The 19,964-nt window shown below is 58.1% G+C and carries 12 protein-coding genes and 1 riboswitch; of the genes, 7 read left to right on the forward strand and 5 right to left on the reverse strand.

The window, feature by feature from the left end; all coding sequences use genetic code 11:
• The first annotated feature begins 286 nt into the window (after window positions 1-286).
• Entirely contained in the window at window positions 287-661 is a 375-nt protein-coding gene (locus tag H8A92_RS04380) for a VirK family protein (RefSeq protein ID WP_229194625.1), read from the forward strand.
• Between the two features lie 1,714 nt (window positions 662-2,375).
• Window positions 2,376-3,116 carry a hypothetical protein gene (locus H8A92_RS04385; RefSeq protein WP_229194626.1) on the forward strand — a complete coding sequence of 247 codons (741 nt, stop codon included), beginning with the start codon at window positions 2,376-2,378 and terminating at the stop codon, window positions 3,114-3,116.
• A gap of 231 nt (window positions 3,117-3,347) precedes the next feature.
• On the opposite strand, the gene H8A92_RS04390 is transcribed toward H8A92_RS04385, so the two are convergent.
• From H8A92_RS04390 to H8A92_RS04400, 3 genes are all read right to left on the reverse strand, one after another.
• On the reverse strand, window positions 3,348-5,666 hold the full coding sequence (locus H8A92_RS04390; protein WP_229194627.1) for a hypothetical protein: 2,319 nt from the start codon (window positions 5,664-5,666) through the stop codon (window positions 3,348-3,350).
• Between the two features lie 433 nt (window positions 5,667-6,099).
• Entirely contained in the window at window positions 6,100-6,453 is a 354-nt protein-coding gene (locus H8A92_RS04395; protein WP_229194628.1) for a hypothetical protein, read from the reverse strand.
• 177 nt (window positions 6,454-6,630) lie between these two features.
• Window positions 6,631-7,512, reverse strand: a complete 882-nt coding sequence (locus tag H8A92_RS04400; protein WP_229194629.1) for a radical SAM/SPASM domain-containing protein — start codon at window positions 7,510-7,512, stop codon at window positions 6,631-6,633.
• A 1,370-nt stretch (window positions 7,513-8,882) separates the two neighbouring features.
• A riboswitch (cobalamin riboswitch) is annotated at window positions 8,883-9,095 on the forward strand.
• A 96-nt stretch (window positions 9,096-9,191) separates the two neighbouring features.
• Here H8A92_RS04400 and H8A92_RS04405 point away from each other — a divergent pair.
• The 5 genes from H8A92_RS04405 to H8A92_RS04425 all read left to right on the forward strand — a co-directional run bounded on the left by H8A92_RS04405 (window position 9,192) and on the right by H8A92_RS04425 (window position 17,531).
• Window positions 9,192-11,129, forward strand: a complete 1,938-nt coding sequence (locus H8A92_RS04405) for a ribonucleoside-diphosphate reductase subunit alpha (protein ID WP_229194661.1) — start codon at window positions 9,192-9,194, stop codon at window positions 11,127-11,129.
• Window positions 11,120-12,193, forward strand: a complete 1,074-nt coding sequence (locus tag H8A92_RS04410) for a ribonucleotide-diphosphate reductase subunit beta (protein ID WP_229194630.1) — start codon at window positions 11,120-11,122, stop codon at window positions 12,191-12,193. Before H8A92_RS04405 ends, H8A92_RS04410 begins: the two co-directional genes overlap by 10 nt.
• A gap of 592 nt (window positions 12,194-12,785) precedes the next feature.
• Window positions 12,786-14,030, forward strand: a complete 1,245-nt coding sequence (locus H8A92_RS04415) for a cytochrome P450 (protein ID WP_229194631.1) — start codon at window positions 12,786-12,788, stop codon at window positions 14,028-14,030.
• Window positions 14,031-14,335: 305 nt separating this feature from the next.
• Window positions 14,336-14,662: a hypothetical protein gene (locus tag H8A92_RS04420; RefSeq protein ID WP_229194632.1), complete on the forward strand. Its 327-nt coding sequence runs from the start codon at window positions 14,336-14,338 to the stop codon at window positions 14,660-14,662.
• A 640-nt stretch (window positions 14,663-15,302) separates the two neighbouring features.
• Window positions 15,303-17,531 (forward strand): hypothetical protein, encoded by a 2,229-nt coding sequence (locus H8A92_RS04425; RefSeq protein ID WP_229194633.1) that lies wholly within the window; start codon window positions 15,303-15,305, stop codon window positions 17,529-17,531.
• A gap of 944 nt (window positions 17,532-18,475) precedes the next feature.
• On the opposite strand, the gene H8A92_RS04430 is transcribed toward H8A92_RS04425, so the two are convergent.
• Together H8A92_RS04430 and H8A92_RS04435 are read right to left on the reverse strand one after the other, a co-directional pair.
• Window positions 18,476-19,000: a hypothetical protein gene (locus H8A92_RS04430; protein WP_229194634.1), complete on the reverse strand. Its 525-nt coding sequence runs from the start codon at window positions 18,998-19,000 to the stop codon at window positions 18,476-18,478.
• A gap of 9 nt (window positions 19,001-19,009) precedes the next feature.
• On the reverse strand, window positions 19,010-19,384 hold the full coding sequence (locus H8A92_RS04435) for a hypothetical protein (protein ID WP_229194635.1): 375 nt from the start codon (window positions 19,382-19,384) through the stop codon (window positions 19,010-19,012).
• Between the last annotated feature and the right edge of the window lie 580 nt (window positions 19,385-19,964).

Here is a 19,964-nt window from a genome sequence, read left to right on the forward strand (position 1 = left end):
CGCTCGATCAAATCGTCTAGTCGATTTCGCACGGGGGCGAGCCACTTTAGCAAACCTGACCTACGAGGTTGTGACGTCGGAATAGCCGTCACAACCACTTGCGTCTAGTTGCGGCAAATTGTCTTTGTCGCAGGCGCGCTTGATGTCTCGAATCCGCCAATCGGCTGACACGACGTCTTGCAACGTACGATCTGTGGTACTTATCGAGGGAGAAGAGCGTATGAAGTGTACTGGCAAAGGACTGGCCATCGTATTGTCCTTGCTTTCGACCGTAGGCGTGAGCACGATGGCGACAGCCGATGAGCCTTCGCCGAAATACACCGAGGTGCTCCATGCCTTGCAGACCGGCAAGAATGTGAAGCTCGTACTGGACATGAGCCGCTGTACAGCCGCGGAGGGTGGCAAAGCTGCGTCGGCAACTCAGGCTGGTCTGGTCATCAATGCCTTCAGGGTGACCCCCCAGAACGGCATTAGCTTCGCCAATGCTCACCAAACGGTGGACGGCTCCGGACATGCCGTGACCGAGTACATCCGCCATAGCCTCAGCCGCGAAGGCAGGCTCACGGTGCGGGCCTCGAAGCTTGTTGTCGGGACCACCGAACTCGTGAACCAGGGCGAATTCATCTGCGAACTGCCGGATGGCGCTAAGTTCATCTGGTAAACGAAGAGAACAGCACAGGGGGACGCGCTTAGAAACCTTGATCCTTAAACCGTGCAAACACCTTCGCATGTCATGACGGATGGTTTCGATCGTGAGAGACGGCCAGATTGTATCTGGCCGTCGTTTCCCGAGCCGCATCGAGTGCACGAACTTGCTGTCTCAAGGTACCGTATGATGGCCATCGATCCTCATTGAACCTCAGTTGTCGGAAGATCGGCGGTTCCGGCTATCCTCATATTGTTCGGAAACGGGCCTGTCATTTGAACATTCCAGACGGGTCTTTCCAAAGTACGTCCGCACCTGATCCGCGATCCTGTGATGTTTGAACCGATCAAGCTGCTGGCCCGCGATGATGACGCATACTCCTCAGCCGCCCGACAATGCGCTCGTATCATGCTTCCCGCGTCTTTTTGGTCCTTTCATCTGAGAGTATCGTGCTTCCAAATGTGGTGACAGTGATTGAACCATCCCGCCTAAGATCGTGCCGCGACTGCCGCGGTGGGTTTGCACGCCGCTTAAGCCTTCGTTTGGACGCAATTCTTGATATTTCAGTTTTCCTTTTGAGGTAACGATTCAGCGCAGACTTCCACGCTGAATCGTCATGCCCAGCCCACTGAGACCAGGGGGCGCAGCAGGGACGACGCTGCCGAGGGGATCACTCAGCCTGCACAAGCGCAGCGCGGAAGACCGGAGAGACGGCCGCGGCGAGCGCAACGGCCCTCGTGGGCGCCGGGGGTAGAGCCCCTCGCGAGGGGGCGTAATCGAAGGCCCGGATGGGAGGCTCGGCGTGCGTCGAGCCAAGTCGGCGAAGCCGACGCGCCAACTCGATAAATTGCTTATTTGACTAAGGCAAACACAACACGGCGCCGATCGACCTCCTCAACAGTTGAGAGCCAGTCATCCCCTTTTTGGCGATGGAAGAAAGTTAAGAAATGATCTTCCTCGGAAAGGCACGATCTGTTTGTTAGAGTCGATCTCCGCACGCGATACGCTCATTAAGTTGTCAAAAATTCGACGAATGAAGATTGTCCTAATTGGGCATCAGTGCATCTCTCTCGTATGCACGTGCCGGCGACGTTAAACTGCCGTCGTTGTCGGAAGATTGTGAAGACGCCTGAGATAGAAAGCACAATCACCAATGGCGAGACTGCTATTGAGATGATTGAAGCGCAGGTTGTGTGTCTAAGAGTGACCGCGACCAGCTTGGAGCAGGAATTTTGTACGAACTGGACTGACTAAACTAACCATGAGGGGGCCCAGCGCTGTTGCCGGGGGGCCAATTTAAAGCGCCAATAGCGAAACAGAAGGCTTTTTGATCCACCAGCGACGTCGCTCGCGTGGTTGCCGAGACGGCAGCATCAAGATGAGCCGCTGCGGACAAGCTCTACTGCTAGGATCGAGACCTTAGTATGTCGGGAAACAGACAAACCCAACACAAGCGTCATCCAAACTGTCGACTATTGCTTGGCACGAAGAATGCACAGCCCTAGCCATGCTGAGAAGCGTTCCGGGCATGGCTACCATCGCAAGTTGCGGCCGTGGCTGGCACTGAAGTGAGCGGCGCGTGACATAAGGCAGACGGGGTCTGCTCGGCCGATACCGGCGGGCGTCTTATCACGTCGCCGCTAACTTTCAACGGCGTGAATAGCGGGTTTGTAGCGCGCTTAGAGCAGAATGAACGGGACGCGCTGGAGAGGGCGCGAGACCTCGGAAAATGAACGCAGAGAACAACTTCGCGGCCCGGCTCCTTGACGCCGGACGCCTAGCAGCAATCGCCCGTACACGTGGCCTGAAGGCGGATGTGTCATACTACGTCGAGGAGGCGCTCAAGGAGCTTTGGCGGACCAGATCACCGGAAGAAGCAAAAGCGATCGCAGAGCGTTGGGTCTTATGGGACGCAAAGGGCAAGCCTTGGCCGCGCATGCCCCCACTGGAAAACGTCGTCCCGTTCAAACGGACCGGCGCGGCCGAGATGCCGAGGACGCCCTTGCAAGCAATCCGCGAATGGTTCGAAAAACAAGATGAGGACGTGCGATGTGAAATCGCCGGCATGGCGGCGCTTTTTATTTTCGAAGGTGGCAATCTTCTCGACTTCAGCAGCAAGGAATGGTGTGACCATTTGCGCCGATGGCTCAGTGAGACGGGATTACCAAACCATAAGGTCATCGGCCGTGCTCTGACGTTTCGCGCCTGTTTCGAGTATTTCTCGGAGAGCAGGTTTACCGAAGCGGCGTGGATGCGATCCAAAGAGGCAGCCGTGAAAATCCTTGCAGATGCTGGCCGCGACCCAACCTCCGAAGCTGCGAGTCTCGCACCTATTGCCCAAAAAGTGCTGGAGACCTTGCCCGCGCGAAAATTTCGCTGGATCGAAGTAGGCAAGTCCTGGAGCATACTCGTCGATAGCAGACTGGCACCCCGGGTCCTCAGGGGTTGGAACGCCTTGCATATGGAATAAGATCAAAGGCAGGGCTTGAATGTGTGCTCGGCACAGCACCGTATACAGGAAGTCGACGGAGTCGTCGTCCGTCTCGAAAAACTGAGCCAACACCTGCGAGACAAAAGACAGAATACTAACCAGACCGCCCACAGCGAAGAGAGGAAACGCCGCGCAGAATGCGACGTTGTAATTGAGTGGCAAGCCGGCTGAGCTCGTTAGCAGGTTGTCCAAAGTGCCAACGAGCATCATTCAGTCAAGTGGCGGCCGATGGAACAGAAGAATGCGGCCTCCGGGTAGGCTTTCGGCCGTGTAGGGCTGACCGTGGATCAAAAAACAGGTCATGGGGACGCCTTGGCTCGGCAGAAGGCCCAGGTTTTGGAGCATGTCGATTACGAGAGGCGAAGCCTCTCGGGGGCCGTGCCTCCAGTCTTGGCCGAACAACTCTCCGAGTTCAGGCACTTGCGGGGCTGGCTGATGGCTCCATGCCGAAGCCGCAGACGGCAATGGAAGGTCTGGCCCCAGTGCCGCAGGGACGTCCTTTTGTAATTCGAGCGTGGCGGGTGGATTAAACCCGGGTACAGGGCCGCCATAGGTAGGCGGGGGAGCCGTCGGCGTCACAAGCGCAGCTTCACCCCGCAAAACGAAGCTAGGGTGGTGGATAAGTTGAACGTCGTTGGGCCCTCTCGGTCCCAATACAGCCGTGTAGCGTTCACCGGCAATCTCATAGTTCATCACTGGATTTTCCGCATCAGGCAAGAAGTCCCAATTACCCAACTGAGAAAGCATCATGTCGGGTGCCGGCTGGGTGCAATGGGAAAAGTCCTTCGGCACGGAGAATGAAACATCAAACGTGTCGCCGACGGCGAAAGAGCGCAGATGAATAAGCTGAATATCATTGTGTCCTCCGGGTCCTAACACGGCAGTATAGGGCTCACCGTGAATGTCGTAGGTCTTCACCGGCTGCGTCGCGTCCGGCAACAGACCCCAATGGCCCAGTTTGGAGCGCATCATATCCGGCGCGGGCTGGTTGCCGTGGGAGAAGTCATCTGGAACGACCAAAGAAGCGTCAAAGCTTTCGCTGACCGGGAGTGGCGTTGTGGCCAGGGCGGCACCGCCTTGGTTCATCATGCGTGCGAAGTATTGTTCAGAGGCAAGGTTCTGCAATCGCGAGTTCGGCGGAGAGGTTGCGGCATCGAGAAACTCTTCTCGGCCGGCACTCTCAATGGGCAGGTTGGCAGCAGAGTCCGGTCCCCGCCAAAACTCCGGAATGACAAGATCGTCCGCGACCACGAAGCCCTCCAGATCGGCGGCTTCGAAAAGCTCTTCCTGGGCTACGCTTTGCAGGGGCGAAGGGACGTCCGGATTCACCCGCGATGCCAGTTCCGATGCATCGAAGGTCATCCCCGGCAGCAAACGATCGATGCCATCGAAAAGCTCCGCCCGCTCTGCACTTTGCAGGTCCCAATGGGAGGCTGAGCTCATCGTTCGCGAAAGTGCCGATCGATCGTAGGGCGCGGCTGCCAGCAGGCCCTCGCGATCCGCAGCATCGAAAAGCTCTTCCTGAGCAAAACTCTGTACGGACGAGAAAGCGGGGGCGCGCATTCCCTGCCAAAGTAACGGTGCATCGAAGCCGGAGGCCGCAAGCGCTCCGCTCCGCGCCGCGTTGTCGAAAAGCACATCCTGCGCGACACTTTGTAGGGGAGAATGAGCGGCCAAATCCATTTCACCCCAAACCTCCGGAGCATTGAGATTGCCAGCCAGCAATACGCCCTGATCCGCAGCATTCTCCAAAAGCTGGTTCTCGACAGTCAGCATGGAGGAACGCGCGGCCGGCTGAGTTGGCGGATGCGAGCCACCTCCTTGTCCTTCCAAATTGTCCTGCCTGACGCCCGCGCGATAGTCGCGGAGTCTGTTCAAAGCGTAGAGGAGTTTCTTGTCTTTCGGGAACAAAGTATCGGCGTGACCGCGCAACTTGTCGGCACTGAGCCTGGCAATGGACAGGGGGCGGAGAGCTGACGCCAACTTCCGGAGGCAGCTTGCGTAATTTCCGGCCGTTTTCGCGTCGATCCCTCGACCGAAGCCTGCCTCGGCGGCCTTCCTAATGAGGCGTTCGTCTTCGTTCGATGGACGGTAATGTGTCGTGATCCGAAGGGTGGCGCCAGGCTTGCGGTAGCGGCTGACAATCAACAATGCTGGGGCGATAATCTTATCGTTTGGCAGCAGCTTCTTGGCGCAATCGAGCAGCGTATCATCATCGAGGGCCGCTATTGATTTGCCATCCTTCTTCAGCGCCTCAGCCAACTTGCGAAGGCGGCGATCGTAAATGCTGATGGTTGTCGGCCCGGGCGGTGGTCCTCGCTCGAGAGCCGCACCAGACGCTGCCTGGATCAGGCGATCGTCTTCCTGAGTGACATCGTAAAGCTGACTGTGAGCATATATAGGCCCCAGCTGTTGCACATCTGCCAGCTGCTGCTCAAAGTGGGCTTGCTGCGGTTGCCGTTGTTCCACGGTTGTCTCGGACGCAGCGGGACGATTATCGGCAGGGTTGATATTGTCAAATTGGTTCATGGTCGCGTCTCCGCTTGCATCGGTCGCGGCGCCTCGGTACTAGCGGTGGCTGTCCAAAACCTGACGTGGCCCCCAAAGCAAGACAGAGAATGATAGCGAACAAGGGCGGCACCCAAGGCGATGCTGTGTGTTCGCGTCGCGAAAAGGAGAGCGCAGCATGACAAGTCCTTCAACTGAGGTTCGAACTGAAATGCGATGCGAGGACCTCGATCCAACGCTCAGCTCGCGATCGCGACGATCCCAGGCCTGTCATCGTGATGATCGCTCTGCCATTGGCCGAGTTCGCGATTGATGAGAGGAGAGCGTATCACTCCTTCAGCCGGATAATCCCTCCCCTCATGAGAACGGCCGTCGCCAATACTGTTTGCGCTATGAGCGTCCTATTGAGCGGAAGATCAGCGTACAATGTCGCAGTTGATTCTGCGGCAGCATCTCACGATGCGCAGGCGATGACCTTCCGGGGAACGAGTTGTCGGATGCCCACATCACACGGTTTGTGGGAGCTGACGGCACCGGCGCCGCCGTGTGCGGGTTTTCTTGGGACGATCCGCAAGTCGATGTCGTTGTGATCGATCGTGGATGGAATATTCTGTAGCTGTTCACCTTGCTGAATTGCAAGCGCAACGTTGGTCGCCGTCAAGGCGGGCATGTGGGGCAGGCCCGTTACGCTCTCTTGTACTCTCGAAACTTCCATTGGAGAGAGGCTCGTTGAATTACTGAAGACGGCAAGGGCTTTTGGATCAATCGAAAGGCACGAGATCAACCGCGAGGCCAAATCGTTCGTCATCCTGCCGGAAAAGCATCTACCACTTCCAGTCGCACCAGTTGAACATAGGCGATCCTTGGGCTCTCTTACGGGCAGGCCCCGGCTCGTGCATTTCGCCGAAGCGCGCTCTGATCCGCCTTCTGGCACTAGTCCAGCAGTCCAGCTGGTGCGGCGAGCTTCCATTGGTATGGCCATTCCTCACAGCGCGCGGGCAGGGGCCCTACAGCATTCCCGCTCCGGTTTGGCAAATTCACACGTCCTGCAAAGCAGAAAGCCATCCGTACCGTTCATGCGGTCGGCGATTTCGCTAAATATCCGGCCTTCGAACAGATCTTCGTACTCGTCGCGCAAAAGATTCCCAAGGACATGACGCCGCTCAAAATCCATGCAGCACAAAGTAACATCGCCGTTTGGAAGAAGGACATTCCGATGTGGCTGTTTCCCATTGCATGTCAGAGTGCCGGCGATCGGCTGCCGCGGGGTGATCATTTTCGGATCTATATGTCCTCGCCTGCTACTCAGCGGCCGCAAGCGTTGCAGCTTTTTGGCGGGGATTACATCGGCTAGATCAGGATGGATTTTACCCAGGATCACAAATTGAATCGAGGGAATGTTTGCCTCAATCAGTCGGCGCATGACATTGATGTAGTTTTTTCCGACGAGGCGGCTGTTCATATAAGTGCCGTCGTCGGGAACGTGCACGACGAAAGTCTTGAACCGGAGCATTTGCAGGCGTCGAACGTCAGTCCCGTTCATTCCAACAAGGGTCGTGAAGATCCAGACGTCGTGGCCGCGTGCGTAAGCATGCTCAACCATCGTGCTGCAATGCGGATGCAACCAGGGTTCCGAATATCCGGAAAAACTAATGCCAGTAGCTGTCGGTACGCGTGAGAGACATTGCTTGAAATCCTGAACACCCAGATGCTTGGCTTGGGATACGGGCCTTTGGCGATCTGCAAACTTGTCCTGGGAGCAATAAGAACATCTGACGATGCAGCCGGTGGTCGTGGTTATCTCCAATACCCGATGGCCGGGCTCAACCACACGCAACTCTTGTAAGACCCTAGGGTATGCCGTCATGTATCTGGTCCTTTCAGGTGCCGGAGCAGGCAATTGCCGCAGATCGAGCGCAGCTAACGCGGCGTCGCGCCTTGCCTGAAACGATCGCAACCGGAGTTTGGACGTTGGCGAGATGCCTTGAATGAAGCCCGTGCCTTGCCACGCTGGTTTCGACAACAGGGTACAGGAGGACCAGTCCGGCGCTCCTCTCTCTGGGTGTCGATTGCCGCCTACCACCATGTCTGCGCCTAGCATCCTCCTTTCCTCCAGAAACACGTCAGCTCGACAGCTCTTAATGTTGTCGAGGAGAGCCGCAAATCGGGCTCCGGGAGGTGCTCGATCCTGAGGACCACATCATCTCCGTGTCGCCGGACCGGGCAGTCAATCGCCGACATGGGACCGCCCAGAGGCGACATACGTTGTTCCGATAGCGTCCGAAATGCCAAGCTTGTTTGCCAAACAGTCGTGGCTTGCGCCGAATCCTGCAACATGACGTCGGGTGCGATTCAAGCGCGTCGGGCGTGATCCAGCACGGCCCTGGAGGCTTTCGCGTGTTGCGAAGAGTGCTCTGGGTCGCGATGAGAGGCGCGACGATCCGGAAATCCTGATGGACGCGGCCGAGTAGGACCAACCTGACTTCTTTGGGCACCGAACAGTAGGCGAAGCCTTTATCGGCAGATCGCGAGAATGGGCCAGACAATTTGTCCGCTACAAACATGCACCGGGCACGTGCCGAATCGATCAGAAGGGCGGCGACCTAGATGCGCCGCGACCAAATGGATCTGCTATGCGCGCCGAACAGCAGCTATACTGGCTAGAAAGATATTGACCAGGCGATCTCGATGGGACGCGCCGCCGCGGACCTGTTGCTTCATTGTGAGACAAGGCTTGCGCCGACGGCAAATTCACGAAGGGAGCCGGTTTCGTCGGGCTTACAGCGGCTTAGCCGCTGCGAGCTCGATGAGCTTTCGTGTTCTTCAGGGCCCTCAGCCGTTCGAGCAGCGAGATCGCACGGGGAGCGTCGTGCGTCGAGGAGCTGACTGCGTCGGCTACGTCCATGATAGCTTTCCAGCGCCTTAGACACGATTTCATCTGGATCGTTGACGCTGATAGCTTCGAAGATCTTGAGCTGAAGATCCGCTCATACTCAACGGAACGGAAAAAACGGTCTCAGAGCCTTTGGTAGGTCTACGTTCCAGATCAGCATAGACTGATGAATGGTCGGCCGGATTTCTGAATTGATTTGCCTGAACAGCCACAGCTGGACGTGTATGGATAGCGGAACATACCGGTGCTCTGCGTCGGCCGCTCCATTCATTGACTTCGCGGTGTCCTCTTCTGAAGCTTGATGTACCCCAAACGAGACTTGACGAATCTCGGCGTGTGACGCCTAGATGTAGATCTGTCATGGTTCTTTCATCCTTTATCTTGAGGACAGGAAGCTAAGAGGGAACCCGGTGCGCCGAACGGCTACTCCGGGGCTGCCCCCGCAACTGTAAGCGGTGAGCGGTTGTCATCATGGCCACTGACGCAGAAAGCGCCGGGAAGGTCGACAGCCGCAGCGACCCGCAAGCCAGGAGACCTGCCGCGACAGAACAAACGTCCTCGGGCGGGGTGCCCCGGTGGAGCGCTTGCACTGAGGGACGTTTGTCTCCTGCAAGTCGTCCGTGGCCCCGGCTCCAAACATCGCGGGGTTGCCGATGTCGCCGTCTTTTGATTTCGATCAGCAGGGTCATCTTGTTACACCATCCAGTGTGCGGGCAGCGCAAGCACAGGCAGCGCCTGCCCCGCTTCAGCGGTCTGTTGCGCCGCCTCCATCGCTGGCTCCGCTGCCGCGTCCCCTCGCGCCAGCTCCAAAGCCGTCTGACCTTGCCCTTGATCGATCGCGCGACAGCCTCCTGACATCGTTCGGCAAGCTGACATTGACCGACCGTTATCTGCTCGCCGGCGAAGGCGTCCAGGACATGTTTGCGCGGGTATCGTGCGCGTTTGCGGACGATGTTGCACATGCTCAGCGTCTATATGATGCAATGTCCCGACTGTGGTTCATGCCGGCGACGCCGGTGCTCTCGAATGGCGGCAGCTTGCGTGGTCTACCGATTTCATGCTTCCTCAATTCGGTCTCGGATTCGCTCGAAGGTATTGTCGGCGCCTGGAACGAGAACGTCTGGCTTGCCTCCAACGGCGGCGGCATCGGTACCTACTGGGGGAATGTTCGCTCGATCGGCGAGAAGGTTAAGGGCGGTGTCACCTCGGGCATCATCCCGTTTATCCACGTCATGGACGGCCTGACGCTGGCGATCAGTCAAGGCTCGTTGCGGCGCGGCTCGGCGGCAGTCTATCTCGATGTCCAACATCCCGAGATAGAGGAGTTCCTTGAGATCCGGAAGGCGTCCGGCGACTTCAATCGTAAGAGCCTCAACCTGCATCACGGCATCAACGTTACTGACGAATTTATGCATGCCGTGCGAGCCGGGACAGCGTTCGCGCTTCGCAGTCCAAAGACCAGCGAAATGGTTCGCGAGATCGACGCTCGCCAGCTGTGGCAACGTATCCTCGAGAACCGGCTGCAGACCGGCGAGCCTTATCTCTTGTTCATCGACACCGTGAACCGCGCCCTTCCCAAGCACCAGCGCGACCTCGGCCTCAAGGTCTCGACCTCCAATTTGTGCAGCGAAATTACCCTGCCGACCGGCACCGATCATCGCGACGAGGAGCGCACCGCGGTGTGCTGTCTCTCATCGCTCAATCTCGAGACATGGGACCGGTGGAGCGAGGAGCCGGGCTTCATCGAAGACATCATGCGTTTCCTTGACAACGTGCTCACCCACTTCATCACGGTGGCGCCGGAGGGCATGAGGCGCGCCCGCTATGCTGCCCTACGCGAGCGCTCCGTCGGCCTAGGCGTCATGGGCTTGCACTCGTTCCTTCAGGCCAAGGGCATTCCGATGGAGAGCGCTCTGGCCAAGTCGTTCAATCTGAACATGTTCCGGAAAATCCGGCGGGATGCCGACGCGGCGTCGGTGACGCTCGCTCTCGAGCGCGGCCCTTGCCCGGATGCGCTGGAACGCGGCGTGATGGCGCGATTCAGCCATAAGATCGCAATTGCGCCGACCGCCTCGATCAGCATTATCTGCGGCGGCGCGAGCGCTTGCATCGAGCCAGTCCCGGCCAACATTTACACCCATAAGACATTGTCTGGCGCCATCTCGGTGCGCAATCCGCATCTCGCCAGGGTACTCACGGCCAAGGGCGCCAACACTCCGGCGATATGGCAGTCGATCATAGCGCACGAGGGATCGGTCGCTCATCTCCACATCCTCTCGGAGCACGAGAAAGCGATCTTTCGCACCGCTTTCGAGATTGACCAGCGCTGGATCATCGAGCTCGCCGCCGACCGCGCGCCGTTCATCTGCCAGAGCCAATCGATCAACCTCTATCTGGCGGCCGACGTCGATAAGTGGGATCTCCATATGCTGCATTGGACGGCATGGGAGCGCGGATTGAAATGCCTCTATTACTGCCGTTCGAAGTCGATCTCGCGCGCAGCGTTCGCCGGCAAAATCAGCGGCGGTGACGAGGCGGAACGACCGCAGCCGCAGCGCACCGACTATGAGGAGTGCCTTGCATGTCAGTGATTGACCTCTCGGCTGTCGATCCGCGCACGTTGATCGGCAAGGGACGGGTCGGCCTCCTGGACTCGACCGGAAGCTATGACGTTGATCGCTATGGCTGGGCTTACGAGTTCTGGAAACGTCAGCAGCAGACCCATTGGATGGGCGAGGAGGTTCCGCTCGGCTCCGACCTCAAGGATTGGGCGTCGGATCGTGTCACTGCCAACGAGCGCGCGCTGCTCACCCAGATATTCCGCTTCTTCACTCAAGCGGACATCGAGGTCGGTGACAATTATCTCAAGCGCTACATCCCGATTTTCCAGCCGCTCACCGTGCAGATGATGATGGCTGCCTTCACCAATATGGAGACCGTCCATATTGACGCCTATGCGTTGTTGCTCAAGACGCTTGGCATGCCCAAGGCCGAGTTCGAGGCATTCCGCGGCTATGCGCAGATGCGCGCCAAGGCTGACTACATGCACGAATTCGGCGTCCATACTGTGGCCGACGTCGCTCGCACCCTGGCCATGTTCGGCGCCTTTACTGAAGGCATGGCTTTGTTCGCGAGCTTTGCCATGCTGCTTAACTTTCCGCGGCACAACAAGATGAACGGCATGGGGCAAATCGTAAGCTGGTCAGTGCGCGACGAGAGTCTCCACTGCGAGGGCATCATCAAGCTATTTCACGAATGGCACCGCGAAACTGGCGCGGTGACGCGCTCCGTTCGCGACGACATCATCGACGTCGCCAGGACCATGGTGAAGCTGGAGGAAAACTTCGTTGATCTCGCCTTTGGTCTCGGTGAGATCGACGGCATGCGCCCTGAGCAGATCCATGCCTATGTCCGCTATGTCGCCGATTGGCGGCTGACCCAGCTCGGGATTGCCCCGGTCTTCGATTTTTTTGAGGCTGGTCAGAGCGGGTTTACCCAGCTCAAGCCGCATCCATTGCCCTGGCTGGTCGAGATCCTCAATGGGGTCGAGCACGCCAACTTCTTTGAGCAGCGCGCTACGGAGTACTCCAAGGCAGCGAGCCGCGGCAGCTGGGACGGCGAAGAGGGCGTATGGGCTACTTTCGCCCGCATCTAGCACGAACGCAACAACGCTTTTGCGCTTCGATTCTGGTGCACCTAGGACTTTTCGCGAAAGTCGGCTGGAGACCGCGCAGGAAGACCACATCTCGTGACATCGAGCTGGTCCACTCAAAATGATTATCGCAGACCGTGACTGCAAAAGCCGCTGGATCTGGCGCCACTCACGATCAGTCGCTCAGGTCTTTATGCTTGTGGAGGATCGGCCGTCCTGGCGTCGACAGAGGTAGGCAGTTCGATATTGAACCTGCGCACTCGGCCGGCGCTCAAACGAGTATGCGTTGCCCAGTTTGACAAGCTTACCCTCGCCGCATGCGGGCGGCGGAGCTGCGTTCTGAGCTTGCGCCCGCCTTTACAGCGCAACGCCGGCGCCGAACCAGAGTGATGATGGATCTCGACTAGCAACAAGCAGATCGATATGGAAAGTCAATGCGGTTCTGGCTGCCGGAAATGGTAGGAGAGGCCGCCCCGCGCTTTGAGATACTCTGTTGGAGCGAGGACATGCTCGCAACTAACACACCAGGGCGGTCGGGGATAGCGACTATGCGGATCCGGATGCTCTCGAACGAGCAAAATCTGCGGAGCCCATCATGAAAGCGAGATCGGCACGCAGAGCCGATGGGGCGTCGAGTATCCCGCTGAGCAAGCTGGATGTAAGCGAAGCCAAGCGCTTTCAGGATGACAGCATATGGGGGTACTTCGAGCGGCTGCGAAGGGAGGATCCCGTTCACTACTGCCTAGACAGCCGCTATGGCCCCTATTGGTCCGTCACGAAGTACCGCGATATTGTCGCGGTGGATACAAACCATAAGGCATTCTCATCAGAGCAGGGTGTCACGATCGTCGACGTGCCTGACGAGCACTGGACCCCGAGCTTCATCAAGATGGGCCCTCCAAAACACGCCCGGCAGCGCAACACTGTAAGTCCGATAGTTGCACCGGACAACCTGGCGAAGCTTGAAAGTCTGATCCGCTCGAGGGTCAGGGTGATTCTGGACGGCTTGCCGCGCAATGATTCGTTCAATTGGGTGAATATGGTCTCGATCGAGCTGACGACGCAGATGCTCGCCACGCTTTTCGACTTTCCCTTCGAAGACCGTCGGCTGCTGACCTATTGGTCAGATGTAGCTGTCACACCTCCGAGAGCCGGCCATGCCATCGACAGCTGGGAAAAGCGAAGGAAAATCCTGTCCGGATGTCTTGAGTATTTCACACGACTTTGGAACGAGCGCATTAATGCCGAGCCGCGCCTGGACCTGATTTCCTTGATGGCACATTCGCCCGACACGCGCAATATGGAGCCGGATGAGTTTCTCGGCAATCTGATCCTGCTGATCGTCGGAGGCAACGACACCACCCGCAACTCGATGACCGGCGGCGTCCTGTTCATGAATCAGTACCCCGGCGAGCTGCGAAAACTGCGCGACAATCCGCGGCTGGTGTCGGGCGCCGTGTCCGAGATTATTCGATACCAGACCCCGATCGCCCATATGCGCCGAACCGCCACTGCAGATTGCATTCTGGGTGGAAAGCAGATCAGCAAGGGCGACAAGGTCGTTATGTGGTACATCTCTGGCAACCGGGATGAAGAAGTCATCGAGAATGGCGACAGCTTTGTGATCGACCGCAAGAATGTGCGGCAGCATCTGTCGTTCGGATTTGGTATCCATCGGTGCGTTGGTCGGCATCTTGCGCAATTGCAGTTGAATATCCTCTGGGAGGAAATATTGCGTGCAGGGCTCGACATCAGGGTTGTCGGCGAGCCCGAGCGAATCGCGTCAAACTTCGTTCACGGCTATTCCGCGCTGCCCGTGCAGATTGCACCTAGTCCCTGATCGCGTCGGTGGCAGGCGGCACGCGGTGCGGTTGGGTTTGTATTGAGCCGCTTTCGTTGCCGCAGGTAGCGAAAGCGGTTTTGATCGGCGCCAAACAATCGCTGCATGTCGGGATCCGGTCGGCAACCGGGCAGGCGTAGTGGCGCTCGTGTAAGGAGCGACAGGTGTAGCGGGCCCGGGCGGCCTTGCAGGCGCCTGACAAGCGAAAAGGGCAAGGCCAACGGCGCCTCAAAGCCCCATCTTCGGGCCGCCTTGAATAGCTGCAACCGTAAAGGTCGATGAGCTTGATATTGAAGATTGTAGCGGTGGCAGCGATTTTCCTTGGAGAAGCGATTTCGATCATCGCCGAGTTGATTGCCTCAAGGCGGTTTGGAAAATCCGGCGGGGATGTGACAATGCTCCTGCCGATGTTTCTGCTGATCTCTTTCGGTGGCATCCTCCTCGTTTTCGGATACGCCCTGGGCTACATGCATCTGAAGAATATCTGGATCATTGTCGCAATATCAGTGGGAGCTATTCTGGTGGTGGAACCGATACTCACCCTTCTCCTCTTTGGAGACGTTCCGACAACCGGTTCGCTGATCGGGCTAATGCTCGGTGTGCTTGGTACGCTCGCTGCCGTATTTCTATGAGGGTGATCTGACTGAGCCTGGATGGGTGCCGGCTTCGGCCAGATGTAGTTTGAAAAGGAACCTGCGCAACGTCGGTTCTGCTCGCTTCGGACGCGACAAAATCTTGTTGCTGATCGGCTTTCTAAGTTGCATCAGGACGTGCTCGAACTTGGTGCGTGGCCGCTGGCTTCGTAAACTCTTCGCTCGAAGTCTCCTTGCCGGATCGTGAGACGCGTGCGGCGGCCGTAGGTCTTGATCGATCTGCGCTGGCCAATTTCCGCCCGACCACAATTCGCTGTTCAGGAGCGAGTGTTGCCTGGTGCTCTCCAGCATTTGGATGGCTTCGTCCAGTTGGCGTGAACACACCACTGGCCTCGAGGCAAGATGACCACGGATCGCCTCGCGGCCGGTATTGCCGCATTCGACAAAGCAGATCACGACCAGGACAGGTTAGTCCGCCGTCACGTGCTTCAGCTGATTATCCCGCAACTCACGCGGTCATGCCCGCAGTTCAGCAACACAGGAGCTGCGACGGGAAATGGAACCACAGGCGACATGAGCTTTCTTGCTCATCCCGGGAGAACGCTCTTGGTCAGCTACTCGTCAGCCAAGCGGTCTATTCAGACAGGCGGCACATCATCGACTTAATCGGAGATAAAGCATGACGGGCATTGGCGGAGCCGGCAAATCGCACGTTGGGACTGCAGCAGCCGACAGCCTCGGGGAACTCGGCGTCGTCGCTGGGGAACGCAGCCAATCCTTCGACGCCGTTGTGGAGCGGATGCGCTCCGGGCCTCAGGAGCGAGCCGTGCCGCTCGCGAACCAGCCACCAGATTTAGATGTGGTTGCGCCAGCGCGGGAGCAGATCAACGCAGCAAAGCGAAAATTTGGGAGCCTCCTTGAGGAGTTTGAAACTTGCCGTCGAGTGGCCAGGCAAGCCCGGGACTTGCCCGAGGCGCAAAAGCTGATCGACCAGGTCGTCAGGGCAGGCTCAGCAGCTCTGGACTACTACGCCGATCTGCCACCAAATTTGGCGCGTCGCATTCTGCCCGACGATCGAGCCCGCCGTCTCCGCGATGACACGCTTGACGCAGCCACCCAATGTAACAACGTGGCCAGGCACATTGTTGAGCAAGTGGAGAAGAAGAGAAAAGAAGCGCTAATTTGGTTCGAGAGGTTGAAAGGCGTCGCTACGCCCGACCAGCTGAGCCGCTCGGTCGCAAGCGTGGCGGAACATCATGCGGCCCACATGGAGTGGTGGGGAAAGAAGGCACTGCGCGCGGAGCGGATGCAATCGGTCTGCGCAGCTACTGCCGACTTGCCAAGCGCTACGCCCGAGATTCGCAAGGCCGAAGCGGCCGCATTAAGGCTGCACACCGGCTGCGCGCTCAATATGAAGTGCATGTATCTGCAATCGCGTATAGCTCTGGCGGAGTTCTTGATTGACGCGCGAGCGAGCACGTTGGAACCAAACGCGCACGAAGCCCTCATGGGCGAGAACGGGCGTGTGCGTCTGCTCGGGACCTTCATCGAAGATGTTTTCCCAGCATTCGTCTCGACAGGCCATGCCGTTATGTACAGCAACGGGGCGCCGCTCGACGCCGAGCATCGCGCCGTTCTAGAAGGTGTCATGGAGCGGCTTTCGGAGTTCGCTCCAGGAGTGAGTTCCATGGTTGCCACGCTGAGGGAAGCCGGATCAGGAGCTGACCTTCCGTTGCAGTTGCTGGACCAGATCGTGGAAGGTGCGTGGCTTACGGCGAACGAAGTCATGCGGTTGCTGGCACTGCAGCCAAAGTTGGCAGCCACAATTGAACCACCGGCTTGGCCTGCGCTGCCGCAAAATACCGCCATGGTGGGCGAAAGCAGTGCAGCGCGCAGAAAGGGCAAAGGAAGGGGCGTAGCCGCCGCAGGCGAGGGAAGTTCGACGGCCAGCCCACCCGAGTCGCAACTCGCCAGGCCCGATGCGGCCACGGCCCCGACCGGCAAGGTTATCGTGCTCTCGGACCTCGGTACCAAAAAACTCGTGACCGCGGAGGAGGCACGCGCGAGCGCCTCAACCTCTGCTACCGAGCACCTGCAGATGTGGCAGGCTCCGCCCTCAAGGAAAGCGCTGGCGAGATTACTTGAGCGACTGGACGAACTGCTGCAATTCAACGTTCCGGCTCAGCAAAGTGCCGTCTCGCAAGCGCGCCAGATGAAGCCCGAGGACGCCGACCACGTCTTGGATCTCGTCATTACGCGCCTGCAGACGCAGGCTGCCGAGATTGAGGCCTGTGTAGTCGCGCTGAAGGAGCCTCGCCGCCGGGTCCTGCTCACGCCGGCGCAGGTGCCCGAAGTGCATGAAAAAATATCTCGGCTCAAGGCGATGCGGTCCGAGGTGAAGGGGCAGGCAAAGTCATTGAACGAACGAAAGGCGGCGATCACGAGCGATTGCATGAAGACCTATGCGTTTCCGTCGCAAAGGTACCTTGAGCAATTGCGGGCGGCGGGGGAATTGGCGCCAGTCGATCCACCGCGCGCCTTGCAGGGAGAGCCAGGGAAGCTGTTCGAGGTCAAGCTGCAGCCGGCGGCGCTGAGCAGTGGTGCGAGGCCAAGCCCGATGTGGGTGCACATCCATACCAAGCGGCCGATACATGCCTGGCAATTGCCAATGCTGGGGGACCGTGACTTCGCCGCTTGCCACGTGAAGTCCGATGAACAGCGCGGCTATAATCGGCACTGGCAGAACGCCCGAGCCGCCGAGGGGCACGACAACGTCGTGATCCACCGAGGCAAGCTCACACCTGCGTTTTGCAAGTCCTTGTTGAGCACTGGAGCTGGCGGCCAGGCGTTGTACCACCTTCCCGATGCTGGGCACGTGTCAGCGCAGATGGGGCGACTGGGAATCTAGCAAGCTTCTTGTCTTGCGACAACATGCCGTTGGATGGCAGCATGCCTCCAGGTCGGCCCGGCGGATTACCTGAGCCGCACCAGGCTCCTCGGGCTCCATCTCCCAGAGGATGGAGCGCGGAGGAAGAGAACACGCACCAAATCCGCGAGAGGCTCGTCGGCCGGAGAGCCGGATCATTTTCGATCACGGGCAATTAAGCTTTCTATGAGGCCATTGGTTACGCCAAAGATCGGCGCGTGGGCACGAAGCCAGCCGCTGAGCGCGGCAGCCGGAGAAACATATGCGTGATCCCCATGTGCGTGATCCCGTTGACGATAGGGGCGGATGTCGTCCCTTGTCGCGAAAGGCCTGCATGTGCGTCGCCCAACTGAGTCACCAACTGACAAGTAACCTCCAGAGGGATTGCTTCCGATGTGGGCATGCCAATAGAAAATTGTGCGCTCTGGTTTGACAAATCGACTTCGTAATGCACAATGAGCCTGCCTTTCCTTTTGCTTCTCTTGGATAAGGCGACGAGAGCCCCAGCATCCCGGCCTCCAGGCCCCCAGAAGGAGCTGGGGCTTTTCGTTCTTCCGAGTGTCCAAGCCGGTGAGGGCGGTGCTTCTCTGCAAACACTAATCTTGTGACGGACACGACCGCGCCGGCGTGGCGGCAAGCTCGTTGTGCTCTGCTGGCATTGCTGTCAGACCGAGCGGGAGCTCCGGCGATTATAATGGAGCATATTGGGTTATCGGCGAGCGAAATAACTCGCTTTTCCTCCGACGGCAAGTGCGACGTCTTTGAAAGACGATGCAGATCTCGGCGAACACTTTGATGGTCGACGCCCGCTACCGGGCCAGCCCCCGCTGGCCACTCCGATCAGGCATTATAGATGCCACAACGCTGCTTCCGATTTTTACGATCAGCACGACAAGAGATGTCGCGCTTTCTCGCACCCTTTAACCTCATCCTCTCGTCTCTGACTTTTTGTATGGGTTCAATTCGCTAGCGGTCCGATAGTCATCCAGATTCCCGCCCAGAAACAGTACCTCGCGCTCCTCGGTTGGGGTATCGCTCACCCATGCAAGATTGGGTTCATCATTCTCAGTCCCGTCCTCAAGGATCCCGACGATCTCTTCGGCCGTCCAGGTGGTGACCCGTGGCACCGTGTAGGTGTGCAACTCGTTCGCGCTTTCCGCGATTGCTTTAGCGCCATACTCGTTGTCATCGTCCGGCGACAGGAGCAGTTGTGAAGCATCCTCGGACAGTGATACGAAAGGCGAAGAATAGGTGTCCCCTCTCATATGCGCTGCCGCTGCGCGACCCAGATCAAGTTGTTGGCCTCCCCAAATATTCAAGGGCGCGGCGTCGTAACGCAAAGCCGCCTGGAAACGCAAATGGTCCAGCGCGCTTAGACGGTCCAGTACTTGTGGCTTGCAATGGCTGGCGTGATTCTGAAAGCGCTGCAGCTCAACGTACGACGATGCCACCACCTCGTCTTAAACGCGGCCACTATCGATGCCGCCGGCTGACGGCCCAGTTGCTTTCGACCATCGTGCCGATTTTTGCGCAGCGAGTTCGATTTCTCTTCTGAGTTCCGCAACGGTTGCGCAGGTCAGCGTCGCGGCAAGCTGAGCGCGCGTCCTGATGAAGGATGCAGCTGCGCACCGTTCGTCCTCCTGAATAGCCTGCGCTCTCAAATTGCCTTCCGTGTCAGTCCGGGACGATTCCGCCCCAGTCGCATCTGATGTTTGGAGGCTCGGCTGACGCTCTCCAAGCCGCTGCTCAAAGTCTGCTTGCCCCGTTTCTTCCTGTTGCTGCTCGACGCAATCCGTAAAAGTCGCAGACGGGCCGATATTGTCAAACGGGTTCATTCCATTTCCCTTGGTAGTATTGTCGATATAAATCGGACAAGTTGATCCGATTTGAGCGAGCCGCGAGGGTCGAAAACCGAGACATGCACAACGGCAATAAAATGGAGCGGATCTGGTTCTCGATGGGGCGGTATGTTGAGGGGATCCAACTCCTTCTTCTGTTCGAGACTTTGTGCCCATCAAGCCCAGCCGTGTCCGAATAATAGAGATGATCTCATGCTAGAGGGTTTAGCTGTCAATCAGCTGACGAGTTTCATTGCTTGAAGATCCAGCCCTTGCGACTGCGCTGGCCGTATCGGCCGTGAAGAAATCGCGTATCCACTAATCGGAAGGTGACGCATGGGGGCGTCGGGAAACCCGTGCGGTCCCAACTATTGCGACGCACAGTGTACGATGATCAACAAACCAGGGTGCTCCGATTGCTTCGATAAATGCATCGATAGCGTCGATGGCTGGGCGAGAGTGTTCGACCATAAACGGCTCGGCCGACTTCTATTGACGTGAGGCGAGGTCCTGCCGAGCTATTCGAACGTATCCATTCCGTAGATAGACCCGATCGAGAAAATCAATTGTACCACTT

Source organism: Bradyrhizobium acaciae (genome assembly GCF_020889785.1).
In the GTDB taxonomy this organism is placed as follows: Bacteria; Pseudomonadota; Alphaproteobacteria; order Rhizobiales; family Xanthobacteraceae; genus Bradyrhizobium; species Bradyrhizobium acaciae.